General features: G+C 72.6%; 20 protein-coding genes. 12 read left to right on the top strand and 8 right to left on the bottom strand.

Annotated elements, in window-relative coordinates:
- Positions 1 to 224: 224 nt before the first annotated feature.
- Complete coding sequence (locus ACPOLA_RS10010; protein WP_435770274.1) at positions 225 to 1646, top strand: cytochrome P450; 1422 nt, start codon at positions 225 to 227, stop codon at positions 1644 to 1646.
- Positions 1647 to 1654: 8 nt separating this feature from the next.
- A complete protein-coding gene (locus ACPOLA_RS10005; protein ID WP_435770273.1) occupies positions 1655 to 2563 on the top strand; it encodes a glycoside hydrolase family 16 protein in 909 nt (302 codons plus the stop codon).
- A 1-nt stretch (position 2564) separates the two neighbouring features.
- Here ACPOLA_RS10005 and ACPOLA_RS10000 read toward each other — a convergent pair whose 3' ends face one another.
- Complete coding sequence (locus ACPOLA_RS10000; RefSeq protein WP_435770272.1) at positions 2565 to 3017, bottom strand: hypothetical protein; 453 nt, start codon at positions 3015 to 3017, stop codon at positions 2565 to 2567.
- A 178-nt stretch (positions 3018 to 3195) separates the two neighbouring features.
- On the opposite strand from ACPOLA_RS10000, the gene ACPOLA_RS09995 reads away from it, so the two are divergent.
- Positions 3196 to 3555, top strand: a complete 360-nt coding sequence (locus tag ACPOLA_RS09995) for a VOC family protein (protein WP_435770271.1) — start codon at positions 3196 to 3198, stop codon at positions 3553 to 3555.
- On the opposite strand, the gene ACPOLA_RS09990 is transcribed toward ACPOLA_RS09995, so the two are convergent.
- The 5 genes from ACPOLA_RS09990 to ACPOLA_RS09970 are packed head-to-tail and all read right to left on the bottom strand — an operon-like array spanning position 3473 to position 8162.
- Entirely contained in the window at positions 3473 to 4108 is a 636-nt protein-coding gene (locus ACPOLA_RS09990) for a GNAT family N-acetyltransferase (protein ID WP_435770270.1), read from the bottom strand. The genes ACPOLA_RS09995 and ACPOLA_RS09990 overlap by 83 nt on opposite strands.
- A 14-nt stretch (positions 4109 to 4122) precedes the next feature.
- A complete protein-coding gene (locus tag ACPOLA_RS09985) occupies positions 4123 to 5283 on the bottom strand; it encodes a sulfotransferase family protein (RefSeq protein WP_435770269.1) in 1161 nt (386 codons plus the stop codon).
- Positions 5273 to 6109: an SDR family oxidoreductase gene (locus tag ACPOLA_RS09980; RefSeq protein WP_435770268.1), complete on the bottom strand. Its 837-nt coding sequence runs from the start codon at positions 6107 to 6109 to the stop codon at positions 5273 to 5275. Before ACPOLA_RS09980 ends, ACPOLA_RS09985 begins: the two co-directional genes overlap by 11 nt.
- Positions 6106 to 7275, bottom strand: a complete 1170-nt coding sequence (locus tag ACPOLA_RS09975; RefSeq protein ID WP_435770267.1) for a hypothetical protein — start codon at positions 7273 to 7275, stop codon at positions 6106 to 6108. The genes ACPOLA_RS09980 and ACPOLA_RS09975 overlap by 4 nt, the downstream gene beginning before the upstream one ends.
- Positions 7272 to 8162: a TIGR03619 family F420-dependent LLM class oxidoreductase gene (locus ACPOLA_RS09970; protein ID WP_435770266.1), complete on the bottom strand. Its 891-nt coding sequence runs from the start codon at positions 8160 to 8162 to the stop codon at positions 7272 to 7274. Before ACPOLA_RS09970 ends, ACPOLA_RS09975 begins: the two co-directional genes overlap by 4 nt.
- A gap of 74 nt (positions 8163 to 8236) precedes the next feature.
- Between ACPOLA_RS09970 and ACPOLA_RS09965 the strand changes: the two genes are divergently transcribed.
- The 9 genes from ACPOLA_RS09965 to ACPOLA_RS09925 all read left to right on the top strand — a co-directional run bounded on the left by ACPOLA_RS09965 (position 8237) and on the right by ACPOLA_RS09925 (position 16832).
- Positions 8237 to 8725, top strand: a complete 489-nt coding sequence (locus tag ACPOLA_RS09965) for a nitroreductase/quinone reductase family protein (RefSeq protein WP_435770265.1) — start codon at positions 8237 to 8239, stop codon at positions 8723 to 8725.
- 111 nt (positions 8726 to 8836) lie between these two features.
- Complete coding sequence (locus tag ACPOLA_RS09960; RefSeq protein WP_435770264.1) at positions 8837 to 9304, top strand: nuclear transport factor 2 family protein; 468 nt, start codon at positions 8837 to 8839, stop codon at positions 9302 to 9304.
- 54 nt (positions 9305 to 9358) lie between these two features.
- Positions 9359 to 9964, top strand: coding sequence for a hypothetical protein (locus tag ACPOLA_RS09955; RefSeq protein ID WP_435770263.1), 606 nt, complete (start codon positions 9359 to 9361; stop codon positions 9962 to 9964).
- 170 nt (positions 9965 to 10134) lie between these two features.
- Complete coding sequence (gene dnaK, locus ACPOLA_RS09950) at positions 10135 to 12000, top strand: molecular chaperone DnaK (protein ID WP_435770262.1); 1866 nt, start codon at positions 10135 to 10137, stop codon at positions 11998 to 12000.
- Positions 11997 to 12668, top strand: coding sequence for a nucleotide exchange factor GrpE (gene grpE / locus ACPOLA_RS09945; RefSeq protein ID WP_435770261.1), 672 nt, complete (start codon positions 11997 to 11999; stop codon positions 12666 to 12668). Before dnaK ends, grpE begins: the two co-directional genes overlap by 4 nt.
- A 37-nt stretch (positions 12669 to 12705) precedes the next feature.
- The gene (dnaJ, locus tag ACPOLA_RS09940) at positions 12706 to 13899 is read left to right on the top strand and encodes a molecular chaperone DnaJ (RefSeq protein ID WP_435770260.1); all 1194 of its coding nucleotides are present in this window, start codon (positions 12706 to 12708) and stop codon (positions 13897 to 13899) included.
- Entirely contained in the window at positions 13899 to 14339 is a 441-nt protein-coding gene (locus ACPOLA_RS09935; protein ID WP_435770259.1) for a heat shock protein transcriptional repressor HspR, read from the top strand. The genes dnaJ and ACPOLA_RS09935 overlap by 1 nt, the downstream gene beginning before the upstream one ends.
- A gap of 154 nt (positions 14340 to 14493) precedes the next feature.
- Positions 14494 to 15825 carry a DUF445 domain-containing protein gene (locus tag ACPOLA_RS09930; RefSeq protein ID WP_435770258.1) on the top strand — a complete coding sequence of 444 codons (1332 nt, stop codon included), beginning with the start codon at positions 14494 to 14496 and terminating at the stop codon, positions 15823 to 15825.
- A 29-nt stretch (positions 15826 to 15854) separates the two neighbouring features.
- A complete protein-coding gene (locus tag ACPOLA_RS09925) occupies positions 15855 to 16832 on the top strand; it encodes an Abi-alpha family protein (protein ID WP_435770257.1) in 978 nt (325 codons plus the stop codon).
- A gap of 34 nt (positions 16833 to 16866) precedes the next feature.
- On the opposite strand, the gene ACPOLA_RS09920 is transcribed toward ACPOLA_RS09925, so the two are convergent.
- Together ACPOLA_RS09920 and ACPOLA_RS09915 are read right to left on the bottom strand one after the other, a co-directional pair.
- Positions 16867 to 17646, bottom strand: a complete 780-nt coding sequence (locus ACPOLA_RS09920; RefSeq protein WP_435770256.1) for a hypothetical protein — start codon at positions 17644 to 17646, stop codon at positions 16867 to 16869.
- 25 nt (positions 17647 to 17671) lie between these two features.
- Entirely contained in the window at positions 17672 to 19759 is a 2088-nt protein-coding gene (locus ACPOLA_RS09915) for a hypothetical protein (protein WP_435770255.1), read from the bottom strand.
- Between the last annotated feature and the right edge of the window lie 77 nt (positions 19760 to 19836).

Raw genomic sequence — 19836 nt, 5'->3', positions numbered from 1 at the left:
GCCGCACCAGCGAGGGCAAGACCAGCCGCGAGATCAAACGCTGCCTCAAGCGTTACATCGCCCGCGACCTCTACCGCCTACTCGAATCAGGACCAATCAGGGATTGACGATCCATAGGAGCGTCCCCGCCCGGTCGACCCCGCCTGAGCAGATCCTGGCCGCCTGCGTGCCCGTCCAGCGACCGACCGGTGCGTCCCCACCGCCCGGGGCGTAGCGTCAGCCCCGTGACGACCGAGGTCCCCGCCGCGCCCCACGACGACGACACGCTGGCGCTCACCATGCGCCGCTTCCGCCACATGAGCAGCGTCGGCGGCAAGGACACGCCGCCGGTGCCGACCGAGGGCCTCCCCCCGGGCCCGAGGTGGCCGGCGATCCTGCAGACGGTCGCGCTGATGAGGTTTCGCCACCAGTTCCACCCCTGGCTGCACAGGCGGTACGGCGACGCCTTCACCGTCAACCTGGTGCCGGGCAACCGCCCGCTGGTGCTGTTCACCTCCCCGGAGGTGACCAAGGAGATCTTCGCCGCCGACCCCGAGGTGTTCCACGCCGGCAAGGGCAACGCGATCCTGGGCCCGGTGATGGGCGAGCACTCCCTGCTGCTCCAGGACTCCGCCGAGCACCACCGGGCACGCAAGCTGCTGATGCCGGCCTTCCTGGGCCACGCGCTGCGGGGCTACCGCGCCATGGTGGGCGAGGTCGCCGCCGCCGAGGTGTCCGGGTGGGAGGAGGGGCGCGACTTCCGATCGCTGGAACGGATGAACGCGCTGACCCTCGAGGTCATCCTGCGGGTGGTCTTCGGCGTCACCGACGAGGACCGGCTGGCCCGGCTGCGGCCGGCGGTCAACCAGACGGTGGAGATCAGCCCGGCCGTCCTTCTCGGCTGGGCGTACCCCCGACTCCAGCGGTTCGGGCCGTGGCGCCGGACGGTGCTCAACCAGATCGAGCTCGACAAGCTGATGTACGCCGAGATCCGCGAGCGCCGCCGGGCGACGGACCTGGCGCAGCGCTCCGACGTCCTCTCCCGCCTGCTGGTCGCGGGGGCCGACGAGGAGGGCGGCGGCCTGTCCGACGTGGAGCTGCGCGACCAGCTGGTGACGCTCCTGCTCGCCGGCCACGAGACGACCGCGTCCGCGCTCTCCTGGGCGCTGGTCGAGGTCGGCCGCTCGCCCGACCTGCTCGCGCGGACCCAGCGCGCCGTCGACGAGGGCGACGACGCCTGGCTCGAGGCGGTCCTCAAGGAGGCGATGCGCCTCCACCCGATCATCCCGATGGTGGTCCGCACCCTGATGCGGCCCGCCACCGTCGGCGGCTGGGCGCTGCCCGCCGGGGCCACGGTGGGCCCGTCGATCATCGTCAGCCATCGCAGCGAGGCCGGCTTCCCCGACCCCGAGGTCTTCCGGCCCGAGCGCTTCCTGCCGGCGCTGAGCGGGCAGGAGGCGCCGCCGCTGAACGTGTGGATCCCGTTCGGCGGTGGGGTCCGCCGGTGCATCGGCGCCGGCTTCTCGCTGATGGAGGGGGTCGAGGTGCTCCGCGAGGTCTTCCGCCGGTACGACGTCGCCGCCGTCGGCTCCGACGTGGCCAAGGTCCGCAACATCACCAGCGTGCCGCGCCGCGGCGCCCGGATCCGGGTCCGCTCGCGGGGCTGACCGGACGGGTGGAGGTCCAGGACGAGGTCGCGGCCGCGCCCGCCCGCTCGCGACGACGCGTCTGGGCGGTGGGCCTCGCGGGCGGGGCGCTGCTGCTCGCCGTCGCGGTGGTGATCGCGGTCGCCGTCGACCGCTCGCCGGGACCGGCCGACGCCTGTGGCGAGGCGGTCGAGAAGCCCGGCGGCGGCCGGTGGCGCTGCACCTTCGCCGACGACTTCGACGGCGACCGGCTGGACGAGGAGAAGTGGCGGGTGCCGCACGGACCGCCGACCGGCGATCGCGGCACCGAGACCTGCCCGGTCGACGACTCGCGCAACGTCGCCGTGGCCGACGGTGAGCTCCGGCTGACCGTCACGCCCGTCGACGGCCCGGTCGCGTGCGAGGCCGTGGCCGCCGCCCGCTACGCAGGCGGCACCGTGTCGACGTACCGTCTCTTCTCCCAGAAGTACGGCCGGTTCGAGACCCGGATGCGGACCGCGCCGGTGACGGCACCGGGTCTGCACGAGGCCTTCTGGCTGTGGCCCGACGACCGCTACCCCGACCCCCGTGGGCTGGCGTGGCCGGCTGCCGGGGAGATCGACATCGCGGAGACGTACTCGCTGTACCCCGACCTCGCCGTGCCGTTCCTCCACTACGGCACCGACGACAACGGCGGGCCGGTGCCGGGCACCAACACGGCCCACTGCTCGGCACGGCGGGGTGCGTGGCACACCTACACCCTCGAGTGGACGCCCGACCGCATCACCATCGAGGTCGACGGCGACGAGTGCCTGGTCAACGAGTCGGGGGACCCGGCCTTCGACAAGCGCTACATCGTGCTGCTGACGGCCGGCCTCGGGCGCGGCCAGAACGCCTACCGGGGCGGCTTCGACCTGCCGGCCACGCTCGAGGTCGACTACGTCCGGGTCTGGAAGTGACTCAGGCGGCCGCGGCCGGCACCACCTCCACCGTGGCGGCCACGTCCTCGAACACGTCGCAGTAGGCGGGGTAGTCGCTGCGCGCGACCGTCGCGGTCAGCGTGACGCCGACGCCGTCGACCAGCCACGACCACTGCTCCCCGACGAGGTCTGTGCCGGCGAGGTGGTGGGAGAAGCGGCGGTAGAGCACCTCGTGGTCGCCGAGCCCGAACCGGTCCTCGTCCTCGAGGTCGAACCGGACGAGCTGGAGCCCCATCGTGGTCAGCGCGTCGCGACGCCAGGTGAGCAGGTCGCTGTCGACCGGGACGGCGCGCACCACCAGCTCGGGCGGGAAGCCGCCGGGCGGCCGCTCGCGACAGCGCGCGGCGACCACGATCCCGCGGGCGGGATCGGTGCGGGTCGCCCAGCGAGGGGGCAGCGAGACGTTGATCGAGGTGCGCGACGGGACGGGCACGGTGGGCTCCTTCCGGCGAGGCGGGTGGGGCGAAAGCATGCGCCCGCCTCGGCCGTGGCGGAACCGGCCACCCCGGCACCTGTGGAGAGCCGCGTGGGCAAGGTGTGCCACCGCCGTCCAGCGCCGTCGCCGCGGCACCGACAGGCCGGGTGTCGGTGCGGCCACCTAGCGTCGGTGCATGCCCATCGCACGCAATCCTCAGCTGGTCCTCGACTGCCCGGACCCGATCGCTCTCGCGGAGTTCTACGGAGCCCTCCTCGGCTGGCCGCCCCAGGTGGAGCCGGACGGCAGCTGGGCGACCATCGCGTCCGAGGGCCGGGGGATCCACTTCCAGCGGGTCGACGACTACCGGCCACCGCAGTGGCCCGGCCAGGACGTGCCGCAGCAGATGCACCTCGACGTCGACGTCGAGGACCTCGACGAGGCGGAGGCGGCCGTGGTCGCCCTCGGGGCGGTCAAGCACGACCACCAGCCCGGCCGGACGTTCCGCGTCTTCCTCGACCCGGCCGGCCACCCGTTCTGCCTCTGCCTGGGGTGAGTGGCTCGTCGAGCACCATCACCCTGACGTCGATGCCGTGCCCACCGGCCTCGACCAGCCAGGCGGGCTGCAGGGTGCTGACGGTGCGCCACCCGGCGGCCTCGTACATCGTCAGGGCGGCCGGGTGGACCTCGAGCACCTCCAGGCACGGCTGTCGGGCCGAGTCGCGGATGTCGCCGACGACCGTGTCGAGCAGGCGTCGGCCCACGCCGCGGCGACGCCCGTCGAGGCCGACGAAGAGCGTCGACACCCAGGCGAGGTCCGACACGTCGCACCCGTGCGCGTCGGCACAGGCCCGGTTCATCGCGTCCGCGTCGACGAACCCGCTGAGCGGCGCCAGCCGGCAGACGTGGCCCACGACGGCGCCGCCGACCTCGGCGACCCAGGCGGCTTCCGCGTCCTCGGCGTGGAGGAACTGCTCGACCGGCACCGGCAGCGGGTTCCGGAAGGGGTAGCGGCTCACCGGCTGCTGCGCCAGCAGCACCTCGGCCAGCACCGGGATGTCCTGGGGCCGACGCCGGCGAACGGTGACGGGCGGGACCTCGCGTTCCACCGGCCGATCATCCCTCAGAGAGCGAACGCCGCCCGCACCTCGTCCTCGGTGAGCCCGTAGTCGGCCAGGTGGTAGCTGTGCGAGGGCCTCCGCGGCCCGCTGCGGGACTCCTCGTCGAGCCGCTGGACGTTGGCCCGCGCCTCCGTGCTCCAGTCGATGCCGAAGGCCTCGTAGATCGACCCGACCGTGCCGACCGGGTCGGTCACGAAGGCGCGGTAGTCGACGTCGAAGAACTGGCTCTCGTCGTACGTGGGTCGCGCCTGCCAGAAGGAGTGCCACTGCCGGGTCAGCAGCCCCAGCTGGTCGCGGCCGAGCATCTCGCCCACGAACGTGGTGGAGTGGCCGGCGGTCGCCTCGGCCGAGAGTGAGCACGCCGAGGCCACGGACGTCACCGGGTCCCGCTGGGTCATCACCACGAGGGCGTCGGGGTAGACGCTCATCAGGGCGTCGAGGGCGATCAGGTGGGAGGGGTTCTTCAGCACCCACCGCTTGTCCTGGTCGTTGAGGCCGATCAGCTGCAGGTTCTGCTTGTGGCGCTGGTAGGCATCGGTCCAGTCCTGCGCCGCCAGCCAGCCGGAGTACGTCGGCACGTGGGCCAGCGACTCGAAGCCGATCGACTTGCCGGTCTGGCGCAGCACCCGCCAGCACTCCTCCGGCTCGGCGGCGTCGGAGTAGTGGATGCCCATGAACTCGGGGTTGGTCACGTGGTGCTCGCGGAAGGCCGCCTGCATGGCCGCGAAGATCGGGTCGTCGTCCCAGGTCTCCCGCGGTGGGCGCGGCTGCGGGAACTCCGTCAGCCACATCTCCAGGCCCTGGTGGGCCGGGTCGGCGCAGAGCAGCCGGCTCAGCGCCGTGGTGCCGGTGCGGGGCAGGCCCAGCACGAAGATCGGCCGCTCGATGCGCACGGCGGCGTGCTCGGGGAACTCCGCGAACCTCGCCTGGGTCAGCAGCCGGGCGACCAGGGCGCTCTTGACCTGCGACCGCATGAAGTAGTTGCCGACCGGCGTGAGACCCGCCTCGGGCGAGTTGAGGTCGTCGACGACGAGGCGGAACGCCTCCTCGTGCTCGGTGCCGCCGAAGTCGCTGAGGCCGGTCGTGCGGACCGCGGCCGCGCTGATGTCCTCGAAGCTGCCGACGTCGGCGCGCTGGCGAGGAGCCGCCTGGTCAGTCGACATGGAACTCGCCGCAGTCGACGTTGAGCACGACGCCGGTCACCGCCGAGGCCAGGTCGGAGGCCAGGAAGAGCGTGGCCCGCGCCACCTCGTCCGGGGTCGCCAGCCGCTTGAGGTCGGTGGGCGCGGCCTTCTCGGCGTAGACCTCGTCGTGGGTCCGGCCGGTCTCCGACGCGATCCAGTCGAAGTAGGCCTTGTTGACGTCCTCGTAGATGTAGGACGGCGCGACGCTGTTGACCCGGATGCCGCGCGGGCCGAGCTCGGTGGCCAGCGAGGAGGCCATGTGCTTCAGCGTGCCCTTCGACAGCTTGTAGCCGGAGTACTCCGGCTGGCTGCTGTAGATGACGCAGGAGTTGACCATGATCACCGACCCGCCCGGCTTGTCCGGCGTCGCGGCCAGCGCGTCGGCGAACAGGGCGGACAGCCGCAGCGGCGCGAAGACGTTGGTCTCCTGCGCGGCGCGCAGCCCGTCGAGGTCGAGCGTGCTGATCGGGTCCATCGGCGGGATGCCGAACGCGTTGTTGATCAGGCAGTCGACCCGGCCGAACTCCTCGAGCGTCGCCTGCACCAGGTGCTCGCGTGCCGCCTCGTCGGTGATGTCGGTCGGCACGACCAGGGCGCGCCGGCCGTGGCCGCGCACCACCTCGGCCATCTTCTCCAGGCGCTTGGGCGTGCGGGAAGCCAGCACCAGGTCGGCGCCCATCCTCGCCGCCTCCTCGCCCAGGGAGCGGCCGAGGCCGGGGCCGACGCCGGAGAGGACGATCACCTTGTCGGTCAGCAGCGGCACCGCCGGAGCGGCCGTGGCGGGAGCGGTCTGGGTGGTGGTCACGAGATCATCCTTCGGGCGACGGAGCGCTGCCGGGCGGCGATCCGCTCGGCGTACTGCTCCTGGGTGAGTGGAGAGAGGTGCGGCAGGTGCTTCGGCACGTCCGCGAGGGGGACCACCTCGACCGTCGGGCCGTCCGCGGCCGTCAGCTCGCGGGTCAGCTTCTGCCAGCGCAGCATGACCGGTCCCGTGCGGTGGCCCGTGGTCTCCAGCCAGTTCGCGATCGGCGCCGGCTCGTCGGCCGTGCCGGCCGGTGGACGCTCGGAGACCACGAACCGCATCACGCCGTCGGGGTCGGTGACCGCCTGTGCCTTGGTCAGCGAGGTCTGGTGGGTCTCGTAGTCGGTGGAGGCGTACCAGTCGGAGCCGACCTGGATGGCCTGGTAGCTGCAGTCGTCGCACCGCGGGACCGAGACCACCATCGCCTCGTCGTCGGCGAGCTCGTAGTGCCCAATCGAGGAGAACTGCGACGGCAGCCCGCCGGGGGTGGCGGCCGGCACGGTCAGGGTGTTGACCGGCTCCTTGTACTGGAAGAAGTGGGGAAAGGCGAACCAGGTCTGGATCGACCCGACGAGCGAGCGGGCCGCGACGTCGTACTTCTTGCGCAGCGTCTCCTCCGAGAGCGGCCGCTTGGGCCGCCCCAGGGTGTCGGGGCGCTCGATCCACAGCGTCCCGCGCTCCTCGTTGTCCCAGTCGTTGAAGACCTCCCGGACGATCAGCGTCTTGGCGCCCGGCTCGGCGACGTAGCGGAACTCGAAGGTGCCGTCGTCGGCGATGTCGAGCTCGCGGTCGTCGAAGGCCATCAGGCTCAGCGCCGCCGAGTCCGCGGTGTAGGCACCGCCCATGACCTGGAAGGACAGGTCCGCCGACGTGCCGCGCCGGCCGCGGACGACGTACTCCACGCCCTCGCGCAGGTAGGCGTTGAAGTAGACGGCGTCGGGGTTGTCCAGGCCCTGGCGGGAGAACTGGTGGGTCGGGTTGACGAAGAGCGGGTGCTCGAGGTCGTAGTCGAACGCCGTCTGCATCGCCATCCGGATCCGGCCCGCCAGGTAGTCGTAGCCCTCCAGCCGGTCGGCCTCGGTGCGGATGAACGGCGCGTTGGCGATCAGCTCCTCGGCCTCGGCGATGGCGTCCTGCAGCGGCTTGGTGAGGTCGAGCGACCCGCTCATCGGTTGACCTTGGCGATCACGGTCTCGGCGTACTGCTCGAGGTGCTTGACCTTGGTCTCCAGCGGCTCGGTGTCGGGTCCCTTGATGTAGGGCACGCGGAACCCGACGATGCAGTCGGTGACGCCCTTGTCGGCGAGGCGCTTCACGCCGTCGGGGGTGTAGGCGTCGTAGGAGATCACGTGGACCTCGAAGTCGTCGCGGGTGTCGCCCTCCTCCCGGCGGATCTCCGCGAGCCGGGCGAGCAGCCGGTCGAGCTCCTCGCCGTCGCCGCCGGCGTGCATCCAGCCGTCGCCCTTGCGCACCGCGCGGCGGAGCGCAGCGTCGGAGTGTCCGCCGACCAGGAGCGGGATCCGCTCCGTCGGGGCGGGGCACTGCTGCAGGGAGTCCACCTCGTAGAACTCGCCGCGGTAGCTGAAGAACGTCGGCTCGGCGCCGGGCTGGGTCAGCCCGCGCACGATGTCCATGCACTCGTCCATCCGCTTGCCGCGCCGCTCCCACGGCACTCCCATCGCGGCGAAGTCCTCGCGCCACGGCGACAGGCCGACACCGAGACCGAGGCGGTTGCCGGAGAGGAAGGCCAGCGACGAGGCCTGCTTGGCCACGAGCACCGGCGGCCGCACCGGCAGCTTCAGGACGAACGGGGTCAGCCGCAGCGTCCTGGTCTGCGCGAACAGGTGCGCGCAGAGGATGAACGTCTCGATGAACTCCTTGCCGAGCAGGAACTCCCGGTCGCCGGTGTCGGTGTAGGGGTACTTGGAGTCCGACTCCTCGGGGTAGATGAGGCTGTCGGCGATGGTCATCGACGTGTAGCCCGCGGCCTCGCACGCCTGCGCGAGCGGCGCGTAGTAGCTGGCATGGGTCATGCCCTCGGCGAAGGAGAAGCGCATGTCAGCCTTTCGGTCGTGGCGGGCGGGCGTCTCGAACTGTAGAACGTGTTCCAGTTTTCTGCCAGAGTGAGCGCGTGGCACTGCCGAAGGAGAAGCCCCAGGGGCTCGACTCGCCGATCACCGCCAAGGTCATCAAGTACGGCGCCCGGGCCAACGTCGCGCTGTTCCGGCTGACCAACGGTCGCCTGGGTGCCACGTGGCGGATCGGTGCGGGCTGGCGGAAGCCGGTCCCGGTGCTGCTGCTCCACCACGTCGGGCGCCGGAGCGGGCAGGCGTTCACCACGCCCCTGCTCTACCTGGCCGACGGCTCGCGGCTGGTGGTCGTCGGCTCGCAGGGCGGCCTGCCGAAGCACCCGCAGTGGTTCCACAACCTGGTGGCCCAGCCCGAGGTGACCGTCGACCTGCCGCGGGAGCGTGGTCGCCGGGTCCGGGCCCGGGTCGTCGAGGGGGAGGAGCGCGAGGAGCTGTGGCCGCGGCTGGTCGACCTCTACGCCGACTTCGCGAGCTATCAGTCGTGGACCGACCGGGAGATCCCGGTCGTCGTACTCGAGCCGCGTGACTGAGCGCGGCGCGGCAGGAACCGGAAGGGACGGCACGGAGATGGGCACACAGGGACGGGCGCAGGGATGAGCACGGGGATGAGCCCAGGGACGAGCCCAGGGACGAGCCCAGGGATGAGCACGGGGACGGACGTGGGCCTGCAGGAGCTGGCCGACCGGACGGCGATCACCGACGCGCTGACCCGCTACACCCTCGCCATCGACACCGGCGACTTCGACCTCCTCGACACCGTCTACACCGCCGACGCGGAGATCGACTACACCGAGAGTGGTGGCATCGCCGACCGCTACCCGGCGGTCAAGCCGTGGCTCGCCGAGAACCTGCCGGCCTTCTCGAGCAAGCGGATGCACACCCTCGGGCAGGTCGCCATCGCGTTCTCCGAGTCGGGCGACGAGGCCGACGTGACGGCGTACTTCCACAACCCGATGCTGATCGCCGACGGGTCGCAGCGCAGCGACGGGACGCCGGGCGAGCGGCTGGTCGAGGTAGGCGGGCTCTACCACCACACTTTCGTGCGCACCGAGGCCGGCTGGCGGTCGCGCCGGCTCCACGAGCAGGTGGTCTGGACCCGCGGCTTCTGAGCCGGCGGCGGGGACCGGTTTGGCTGGCTCCCGGCGGTCGCCCACAATGGCTGGGTGAGCGACCCCCGCGAGCCCTCCCGGCCCGAGCGCCCCGTCCTCAACGGGCTGGTGGCGCTGTGCGCCGTCGCGCTCGGCGTCGGCCTGCTGCTCGCGCTGGTCGCGGTGCTGGGCACCAGGATGGCCGGCCTGGAGGAGGGCGATGGCTCGGCGGCGGCGGAGTCCACGGAGCGGGAGTCGATGTACCTGCCCACGCCCGCCGAGACGTCCGACGACGGCGGCCCCCTCATCACGCTCCACACCGAGGACACCGACGAGCCCACCGGCGGCTCCGCCGCGCCGGAGGACGGCCGGACCACCGAGTCGGACAAGAAGAAGAAGCAGCCGAAGCAGCGCGACATCTCGCTGCAGGCGCAGCAGAACGCCGTCGAGGCCGGCGAGCGCATCTACTTCAGCGGCGTCTACCCCGGCGGCGAGGGGGCGATCCTCTGGGTGCAGCGCCGGGAGGGCGGCCGCTGGGCCGACTTCGCGGCGAGCGTCGGCGTCACCAACGGCACGTTCAGCAGCTACATCTTCACCGGCGTCACCGGCCTCCAGCGGTTCCGGGTGATCGACCGCGACACCGGCAATACCTCCAACGAGATCCGCGTCCGGGTGGGTTGACCCCGGCGCCGGCGCACGCGGCCGGCCCTCACCGGCCCGGCTGCGCGCAGCGGCCGCGAGCCTGCTCGCCGGTCCGGGAACAACCCCGGTCGCCGGCCGGTTGTGCCCTGTGTCAAACTTGAGTCGACTCGGCTCAACTAACTTGAAGCAGCATGCGGGAGGAACACACCATGGCACGAGCTGTCGGCATCGACCTCGGCACGACGAACAGCGTCGTCGCGGTCCTCGAGGGCGGCGAGCCCACGGTCATCGCCAACGCGGAGGGTGCCCGGACGACCCCGTCGGTGGTCGCCTTCGCCAAGAACGGCGAGGTGCTCGTCGGCGAGGTCGCCAAGCGCCAGGCGGTCACCAACGTCGACCGCACCATCCGGTCCGTCAAGCGCCACATGGGCTCCGACTGGAAGACCAGCATCGACGACAAGGACTTCACCCCCCAGCAGATCTCCGCCTTCGTGCTGCAGAAGCTCAAGCGCGACGCCGAGGCCTACCTCGGCGAGACCGTCACCAACGCGGTGATCACCGTGCCGGCGTACTTCTCCGACGCGCAGCGGCAGGCCACCAAGGAGGCGGGCGAGATCGCCGGGCTCACGGTGGACCGCATCGTCAACGAGCCCACGGCGGCCGCACTGGCCTACGGCCTCGACAAGGGCGACGACCAGACGATCCTCGTCTACGACCTCGGTGGCGGCACGTTCGACGTGTCGCTGCTGGAGATCGGCGAGGGCGTCGTCGAGGTGAAGGCCACCAGCGGTGACAACCACCTCGGCGGTGACGACTGGGACAACGCGATCGTCGAGTGGATGGTGAAGAAGTTCAAGGACGCCAACGGCGTCGACCTCGCCGCCGACAAGATCGCCGCCCAGCGTCTCCAGGAGGCCGCGGAGAAGGCGAAGATCGAGCTCTCCTCCTCGAGCGAGACGACGATCCACCTGCCCTACATCACCCACGGCGAGAACGGTCCCCTGCACTTCGAGGAGCGACTGACCCGCTCGGAGTTCCAGCGGCTGACCGCCGACCTGCTCGAGCGCACCAAGGCGCCGTTCCAGAACGTGCTCAAGGACGCCGGAGTGAAGGTCTCCGACATCGACCACGTGGTGCTCGTCGGCGGCTCCACCCGGATGCCGGCGGTCACCGAGCTGGTCAAGGAGCTGCTCGGCGGCAAGGAGCCCAACAAGGGGGTCAACCCCGACGAGGTCGTCGCCGTCGGCGCCGCTCTGCAGGCGGGTGTGCTCGCCGGCGAGGTCAAGGACGTCCTGCTCCTCGACGTCACGCCGCTCAGCCTCGGCATCGAGACCAAGGGCGGCGTCTTCACCACCCTGATCGAGCGGAACACCACGATCCCGACCAAGCGCTCGGAGATCTTCACCACCGCCGACGACAACCAGCCGTCGGTCGAGATCAAGGTGGCCCAGGGCGAGCGCGCGATCTGGTCGCAGAACCAGCCGCTCGGCAACTTCGAGCTGACCGGCCTGCCCCCGGCGCCGCGCGGGGTCCCGAAGATCGAGGTGACCTTCGACATCGACGCCAACGGCATCGTCCACGTGTCCGCGAAGGACCAGGCGTCGGGTCGCGAGCAGTCGATGACGATCTCCGGCGGCAGCGCGCTGTCGAAGGACGAGATCGACCGGATGGTCAAGGAGGCCGAGCAGTACGCCGAGGAGGACGCCCGGCGGCGCGAGGCCGTGGAGGTGCGCAACCAGGGGGACCAGCTCGTCTACACGACCGAGAAGTTCCTGGCCGACAACGGCGACAAGATCCCCGAGGACGTGAAGACGGAGGTCCAGGCCGACGTCGACGCGCTCAAGAAGGTGCTCGAGGACGCCGACGCCGACAAGGACTCGATCCAGGTGGCGGTCACCAAGCTCGGCGAGTCCAGCCAGAAGATGGGCGCGGCCATGTACGCCGCCGCGGAGGCCGACTCCGCCGCGGCCGGGGGCAGCACCGGGGCCACCGGTGAGAGCGACGACGACGTCGTCGAGGCCGAGATCATCGACGACGACGCGTCCGACCAGGCGGCCGAGGGCGACGCCAAGTGACCGGCGACCCGAACGCCCGCCCGGAGGGGGAGCGGCCCGAGGGAGCCGCTCCCTCCCCGGAGGGAGCCGCCGACCACAGCCGGCTCGACGACGTCGCGGCCCGCGCCGAGGAGGCCGCCCCCGTGCCGCCGCCCGACCCGGACGGCGCTGCCGGCGCCGACGGGGCCGACGGGGCTGGCGGGGCCGACGGGGCGCCGGGGCAGGGCGCTGCGTCCGCGGAGGGCGACGAGCTCGCCGTCACGCGGATGGAGCTGGAGGAGCGGACCCTCGACCTCCAGCGGCTGCAGGCCGACTACCTCAACTACAAGCGCCGCGTCGAGCGTGACCGCGAGCTGCTCAAGGAGAACGCCACCTACGCCGCGCTCACCCCGATCGTCGACGTGCTCGACACGATCGACCGCGCGCGGGAGCACGAGCCGCTCGAGGGCGGGTTCAAGGCCGTCGCCGAGCAGCTCGAGCGGGTGGTGACCGGTCTCGGGCTGGTGAAGTTCGGCGAGCCGGGCGACCCGTTCGACCCGACCGTCCACGAGGCGCTGTCGCACGTGGGCACCGACCCCGAGGTCGAGGTCACCACGTGCAAGGTGATCGCCAAGGCCGGCTACAAGATCGGCGACCGCGTGGTGCGCGCCGCGCAGGTGCTCGTCGTCGACCCGGCGGACCCGCAGTGACGGTTCCCGGCACGGGCAGCTAGGAGGGAGGTGCGCGATGAGTGACGAGGGGATCAGGTCCGACTGGGCCACCAAGGACTTCTACAAGGAGCTCGGGGTCTCGAAGGCCGCCACGGCCGAGGAGATCAAGAAGGCCTACCGCCGCCTCGCGCGCGCCAACCACCCCGACTCCCACCCGGACGACCCCGCCAAGCACGAGAAGTTCAAGTCGGTGGCCGAGGCCTACGACGTGCTCGGCGACGCGGACAAGCGGAAGCGGTACGACCAGGCCCGCGAGATGTTCAGCCGCGGCGGCTTCCCCGCCGGTGCTGCCGGCGGTGCCGGGTTCGGCGGTGCCGGGTTCGGCGGGGGCGGGGTCAACCTCGACGACCTGCTGCGCGACCGCGCAGGCGGTGGAGGTGGCTTCGGCGACCTGTTCGGCGACCTGTTCGGAGGCGGCTTCAGCGCCGGGCGGCGGGCGCCGCGGTCCGCGCGGGGCGCCGACCTCGAGACCACCGCGACGATCGGCTTCTCCGAGGCGCTCGAGGGGGTCACCGTCTCGCTGCGGGTCACCACCGACGGCGCCTGCGCCACCTGCAACGGCACCGGCGGCAAGCCCGGCACCAGGCCGCACGTCTGTGCGACCTGCGACGGCACCGGGTTCGTCACCGCGTCCGTCGGCGGGGCGTTCTCGATGAACGAGACCTGCCCGTCCTGCGGGGGGCGCCAGCTCGTGTACGACGACCCGTGCCCGACCTGCCACGGCACCGGCCGCGGCAGGTCCGCCCGCACGATCCAGGCCCGGATCCCCGCCGGCGTCAAGGACGGGCAGCGGATCCGGCTCCGCGGCAAGGGCGCGCCCGGCGAGAACGGCGGTTCGGCGGGCGACCTCTACGTCACGGTCAAGGTGGCGCCGCACCGGGTCTTCGGCCGCAAGGGCGAGCACCTCACCGTCGACGTGCCGGTGTCCTTCGCCGAGCTCGCGCTCGGTGCGGAGGTGAAGGTCCCGACGGTCGACGGTGCCCCGGTGACGCTGCGGATCCCCGCCGGCACGCCCAACGGGCGCACCTTCCGGGTGCGCGGCAAGGGCGCGGCGAACGCCGACGGCACCCGCGGCGACCTGCTCGCCACGGTCGAGGTCCAGGTGCCCCGCACGCTCAGCGCGGAGGCCCGTGAGGCGCTCGAGGCCTACGCCGCCGCCACCGCCGACGTGCCGCTGCGGGCGGGTCTGTTCGAGGCCGGGGGCCGGTGATGGCGACCCGTCGCGCGCCCCGCGTGGAGCCGCCCTCCCCCGAGGAGGCGGTCTTCGTGATCAGCGTGGCGGCCCAGCTCAGCGGGTTGCACCCGCAGACGCTGCGCACCTACGAGCGGATGGGGCTGATCACCCCTGGTCGCACCGGCGGGGGCGGTCGTCGCTACTCCTACCGCGACATCGAGCGGCTCCGCGAGATCGCCGAGCTCACCTCCGCCGGCATCGGCATCGAGGGGGTCCGCCGCATCCTCGACCTCGAGAACGCCGTGACCGCCCTCCGCGCCCGCAACGCCGAACTCCTCGCGGAGCTGGACGCGACGCGGCAGGCGCTGCAGCAGGCCGTCGCCAGCCGGCCGCCGGCGGCGCCGGCCAGCAGGCTCCCCGCACTGCGGCAGACGACGGCCGGACGTGCCGTGGTGGTCTGGCGCCGCAACCCCTGACCCGGCGGGTCGGCGGGCCGGCAGCCGCCGAGGTTTCTGCGACATCGCGACCTGAGATCCCCTGTGCCGCCGGTCACGGACCCACTAACCTCGGCGCCACGGGACCGTCCGGTGGCATGGGGCGCCGCGCCGGCCCACGGGACGAGGAGTGCGCGTGGACGCGGTGCTGCAGTGGCTGGAGGACTGGGTCCGCCATGTCGACTGGGTCGCCTTCGTCTCCATCCCGATCTTCACCGGCGTGGTGGGCTGGCTGATCAACTGGTCGGGGCTGTGGATGCTCTTCAAGCCCATCGACTTCTACGGCGTCCGCGTGCCGGGCCTGCGCGAGGTCGCCGGGGTGCTCCCGCGCAAGCTGCAGGAGATACCCGGCTGGATGGAGGGCGGTCTCGGCTGGCAGGGCATCGTGCCGGCCCGCGCCGCCAAGATGGGCAGCATCGCCGTGGACAAGGTGATCGCCAAGCTGGGCACGCCGGCCGAGTTCTACGCCCAGCTCGAGCCCGACCGGATCGCGGAGCACATCGTCGACGTGTTCCGCCCCGACCTGCCGGCGCTGGTCCACGAGGTGATGATGCGCGAGCACCCACGGCTGTGGCGCGACCTCCCGAGGCCGGTCCGCCAGGCCGTGATCGACCGCGTCCAGGCCCAGCTGCCCGGCGTCGTACGGACGATCACCGACGAGATCGGCGTCCACATCGACCAGCTGCTGGACCCCAAGATCATGGTCATCGACCACTTCCGGCAGAACCCCGAGCTCGTCGTCCGGGTGTTCCGCGACGTCGGTCAGCGCGAGCTGAACCTGATGGTCGCGTTCGGCTTCATCTTCGGGTTCCTGCTCGGCATCCCGGTCGCGATCGTCGACGTCACCTGGCACATCTGGTGGCTGCTGCCCATCCTCGGGGTGATCGTCGGGTGGACCACCAATCTGCTCGGCATGTGGCTGATCTTCGACCCGCCGGAGGAGCGGCGGATCCTCGGCATCAAGGTGCAGGGGCTGTTCCTGCGACGCCAGTCCGAGTGCGCCGAGGTCTACGCCCGGATCATCGCCGACGACGTGATCACCCTCGAGCGGATCGGCGACTTCCTGATGGACGGGCCGCGGGGCGACCGGACCCGTCAGATGATCGCCACGGCCATGCGGCCCGCCATCGACCGTGCGGCGGGGCCGCTGCGCGGCGCCGTGACGGTCGCGATGGGTGGCCGGCGCTACGCGAGCATCAAGGAGTCCTTCGCCCACGAGGCCGTCGGCCGCACCATCACGCCGTTCCGCGACGCGGAGTTCAGCCGGCAGCAGGCGGACCGGATCCGGGTGCTGATCGCCCGACGCACCAAGGAGCTCCCGCCCCGGGACTTCGTGGAGATGATGCGCTCGGCCATCAAGGAGGACGAGTGGATGCTCTACGCGCACGGCGCGATCATGGGCGCGGCCGGCGGGTTCCTCCACGTGGCGGTCTTCAACTGGGGCCTGATCCCGGGGTTCCCGTCGTGACGACTTGGCCGGCAGACGAGGATGGGAGCGTGGCCGCAGACCCGATGGAGCACGACGACCTGCGAGGTGTCCACCGCGACGCCATCGCTGCCGCCGACGACGCCGACGGCCTGCCGCCGCTGCCGCCCCTCCCCGCCGTGCCCGGACCGACGGTCGCGGAGACCCTGCCGGGCCTGGCGCGGGTCGCCGCCTCCGCGGCCCGGCACACCACCGCGTGGGGCGTCCGTACGACGGCGCGCGGCTGGCTCCGCCTCGGCAAGGCGGCGACCGACCGGGACGAGGCGGCCAGGCTGATCCGTGACGTCGGCACCTACGTCGGAACGGCCGGCGAGGTCGCCCGCCAGGTCGCGGAGGGAGTGCCCGTGGCCACCGCCCTGCTGCGCGCCGGCGAAGCGCTGGACGACGGCGACCGGCCCCGCAAGTCGCCACCGTCCTCGCTGGTCGACGGCCAGGTGGTGGCCAGTCGTCCGGTGACGCTGCGCGAGCGCGGGGCCGAGCTGCTCGAGCGCTCCCGCGACGTGTGGCGCCAGGACGACGGGCATCCGGCCTTCGACCGGATCCTCGACGAGCTGGCGCCCGACGAGGCGCGGATCCTGGTGATGCTGCTCCGCAACGGGCCGCAGCCGAGCGTCGACGTACGCACCGGCGGCCCGATCGGCATGGTCAGCAGCCAGCTCGTCGCGCCCGGGCTGAACATGGTCGGCGCACGCGCCGGCCTGCGCTACCTGGAGCAGGTGCCGTCGTACCTCAACAACCTGTTCCGGCTGGGCCTGATCTGGTTCTCGCGGGAGCCGGTGCGCGACCACATGGAGTACCAGGTGCTGGAGGCGCAGCCCGACGTGCTGGCTGCGATGCACTCGGTGAAGTTCGCCAAGGTGGTCCGCCGCAGCATCCACCTCACGCCCTTCGGTGAGGAGTTCTGCCGGCTGGCCCTCGTCGACGAGGCGACCGCTGCCGCGGACCTGCCCGAGCATGCGGCTCCGCCGGAGGACCCGGCCCAGCAGTGACCCGGCCCAGCAGTGACCCGGACCGCCGGTCCGCTCACTGCGCGGAAAGGGCCGTCGGCACGGTCGTCGCCTCGAACGGGTCGTGGGGGAGGTCGTCCTCCGCGTCCGGGGTGCGCAGCGCGATCCGGCCGGTGACCCGCAGGCCGACCGCCGCCGCGTCGGCCGGCGGAGCCGCGGCGACGGTGAGCGCTCCCGCGCTGCCCGCGGCGAGCGTGGCCGGGCGCCGGAGCCCGTCGAGGAGCGCCGCGTCGACGTCGACGAGCCCCATCGCGGGCGCGGGCATCGGCTGCGAGGAAAGCGAGCGCCGGTCGCGGTCGAGCCACTGGACGGCGCTCGTGCCCGGCGTGATCAGCACCCGGACCGGTCCGGCCTCTCCGTGGGCCACGAGATGAGGCTGTGGCGGCTGTCCGGGGGTCAACCGGGCGCTGAACCGCACGGTCGCCAGCGGGCTCTCGAGGGCGACGGCCGTGACCAGGTCGTCGAGGCGGCGCAGCCGTGACTCCAGCTCGCCCCCGGACGAGGACGGCACGACCAGCGAGCCACCGGCCGACGAGGCGAGGACGGCGTGCGGCGGCGCGCCGCCGGCGTGGACCGGTGCCCCGGTGAGCGACGCCGCCAGCCGCCTGGCCTCGGCGACGTGCTCGGGGTCCAGCCGGCCGCGGAAGGTGCCGACCAGGTCGCGCCGCGCGCCGTCGGCCGGCCGTGCCACCCACAGCCACGCGGAGCCGTCGTCGGCGACGGCGGCGGTCTCGTCGCCGACCTCGCCGGCGAACCCGCCGCGGGCGAGGCGCAGGACCAGGCCGTCGAACCACATGGCGCGTACCTCCGGGTGGTCGGGGTCAGGAGCGCTCGGCGCGGAACTCCGACTCGTCGGCGTGCCGCAGCTCGGGCTGGCGGGCGTTGAAGGCGGCGGCGATCCTCGCGAACTGGTCGGGGCGGATGTCGCCGGAGTTGTCGCTCATCATGCCGGTGTTGCTGTAGGTGATCTCCTGCGAGGCCACGGGAGCCCCGCTGGCGTCGAGGGTCGGCTGGCTGTGCGTGCGTCCGGCGGGCTGGGCGGGCGCCTGCGCCGCCAGCCGCTGCTGCATGGCGGCCACCACGGCCGTCAGGTGCGGGTCGGGCGGTGCGGCGGCGGCCACGGCGCCGGCGGGCGTGTTCATCACCTGCTCCACCGCGGTGTCGATCTCGGTCTGGAGGCCGGAGGTGCTGTCGCTGATCGCCTGGTCGACGTCGAACATGAGCAGCTGCTGCACCTGGGTCTCGGCTGCGGCCTGCGCCGCGTTCTGGACGAGCGTGCGGGCCCGGACGTACAGGGTCGGCAGTCCGGAGACCGAGCCGGGCGTCAGGAGGGCTGCGGCGTTGCCCAGCGCGCTGTTCATCAGGGTCGTGGTCTGCGGCTCGTGGATCATCGCGGCGATCCACTCCGGGCTCCACGTCCCCGGGATGGCCTGGATCCGGGCCAGCAGGGAGCCCGGCGGTGCGACCGGCGGAACCCGCCCGGCCGGTCCGACCATGCGGTCGGCGAGCGCCGCTGCGTCGGCTGCTTGCGGCTGGCCCCGACGCAGGGCGCCCCACACGCCCGAGCCGCCTCGCGCGGGGCCGCCGGCGATGTTGATGTCGATGTCACCGCTCGGCCCACCGCCGACGCTCACCTTCTGGCTGTGCGGGTCGAGCAGCGCGGTCTCGTAGGCGGCCGCGACGATCTCGGTCAGCGCATTCGCGTCCAGGCTGGCGGCGACGGCCGCGTTGGCGACCGTCCGGTTGGAGAAGTTCTCGCCGGTCTGGAACTCCGCGACGTGGCGGGCGCGCGCCCCCACGGCGGGGGTCGCAGCCGTCGTCAGGATCTCGGTCAGCCGGTCGCGGACGGCGCTCGCGCCGCCGCGGAGCGCCTGGGACAGCCGGTCGGCGACCGGCACCTTCACCGAGCGGAACGCCGCCCCGAGCTGACGGCTGGCTCCCCGGAGCCGCGACATCAGGGGCGGGGTCATCGCCGCCAGCACCATCCGCTTGACCGTCGCGCGGTCCAGGGCCTGGCCGCGCTGGCCGCCGAGGGTGGGGGAGACCTGGTGGAGCAGCGCGTGCATCTGTGCGTTGCTCTGGCTGTACTCGTCGTTGAGGCCGAGCAGGTGGCCGTACTCGTGCGCGAAGGTGGCCTCCGCCGTACCGCCGTAGTCGCCCATGTTCATGTAGTAGTTGCCGGCGTCGATGGGATGGCCGGTCGCGGGGTCGGCGGTGACCCCGGACCCGAAGACCCGGATCGTCTCGTTGGCCGACGCGGCCGGGTCCCACACCGCCGTGGCGACGAAGCTGACCGGCAGCTCGACCGGCTCGGGCGCCGGCGGGTCCGGCACGCCCGCGACCGGGTCCGCCGGCGTCGGCGGCGGCGTGCGGGTGCCGACCAGCTTGATCTTGCCGTCCCAGTTGCTGCTCAACGAGGGAAGGAGCGTGTCGGTGACCCATCGCCGGCGCTCGTCGCCCGCCGGGATCTCGCTGGAGGTGCCCAGGTGTCCCAGGTAGTTGGGGTTCTCGGTGCCGTCGGGGAGCGTGCGCCGGGTGTCCCGGTCCTGGCTCACGAACTTGATCTTGACCTCGATGCGGGCGCCCGCGTCGGTCCGGGTCATGTCGAAGCTCGCCGGCGTGCCGCCGTACGTCGCGGCGCCGGCGGTGCCCGGCGTGACGGCGGGGTTGGTGTCCGGCCGCTGGTTGTAGAGCGTCTCGGCTGGCGCGTCGACGGTCAGCACGGTCCGTTGGAGCGGTGCCGGAGCACCCGGGTGGCGGCGCCCGACCAGGTCGGCCACCGCCCGGTTGCCGACCTTGCGCTGGAGGTCCAGGACGCCGGGCAGCGGTTCGGCCGCCGGCCCGGCGAGCGGGCCGTGGCCGCCGCGTCGCGCCGGCGACGGGTCCTTCTGGCGCCCGTGCACGGTCACCTGCCGATTGTGCGCCTCCGGTGGCGCCCGGGCAGGGCAGTCGAGCCGCGCCGTACGGGCAGCCTCGAGGGGCCGAT

The sequence above is a fragment of the Nocardioides proteolyticus genome (assembly GCF_051280635.3).
Taxonomy (GTDB): domain Bacteria; phylum Actinomycetota; class Actinomycetes; order Propionibacteriales; family Nocardioidaceae; genus Nocardioides.
Note: the sequence above shows the minus strand (reverse complement) of the source record. Positions and strands in the feature narration are given on the sequence as shown.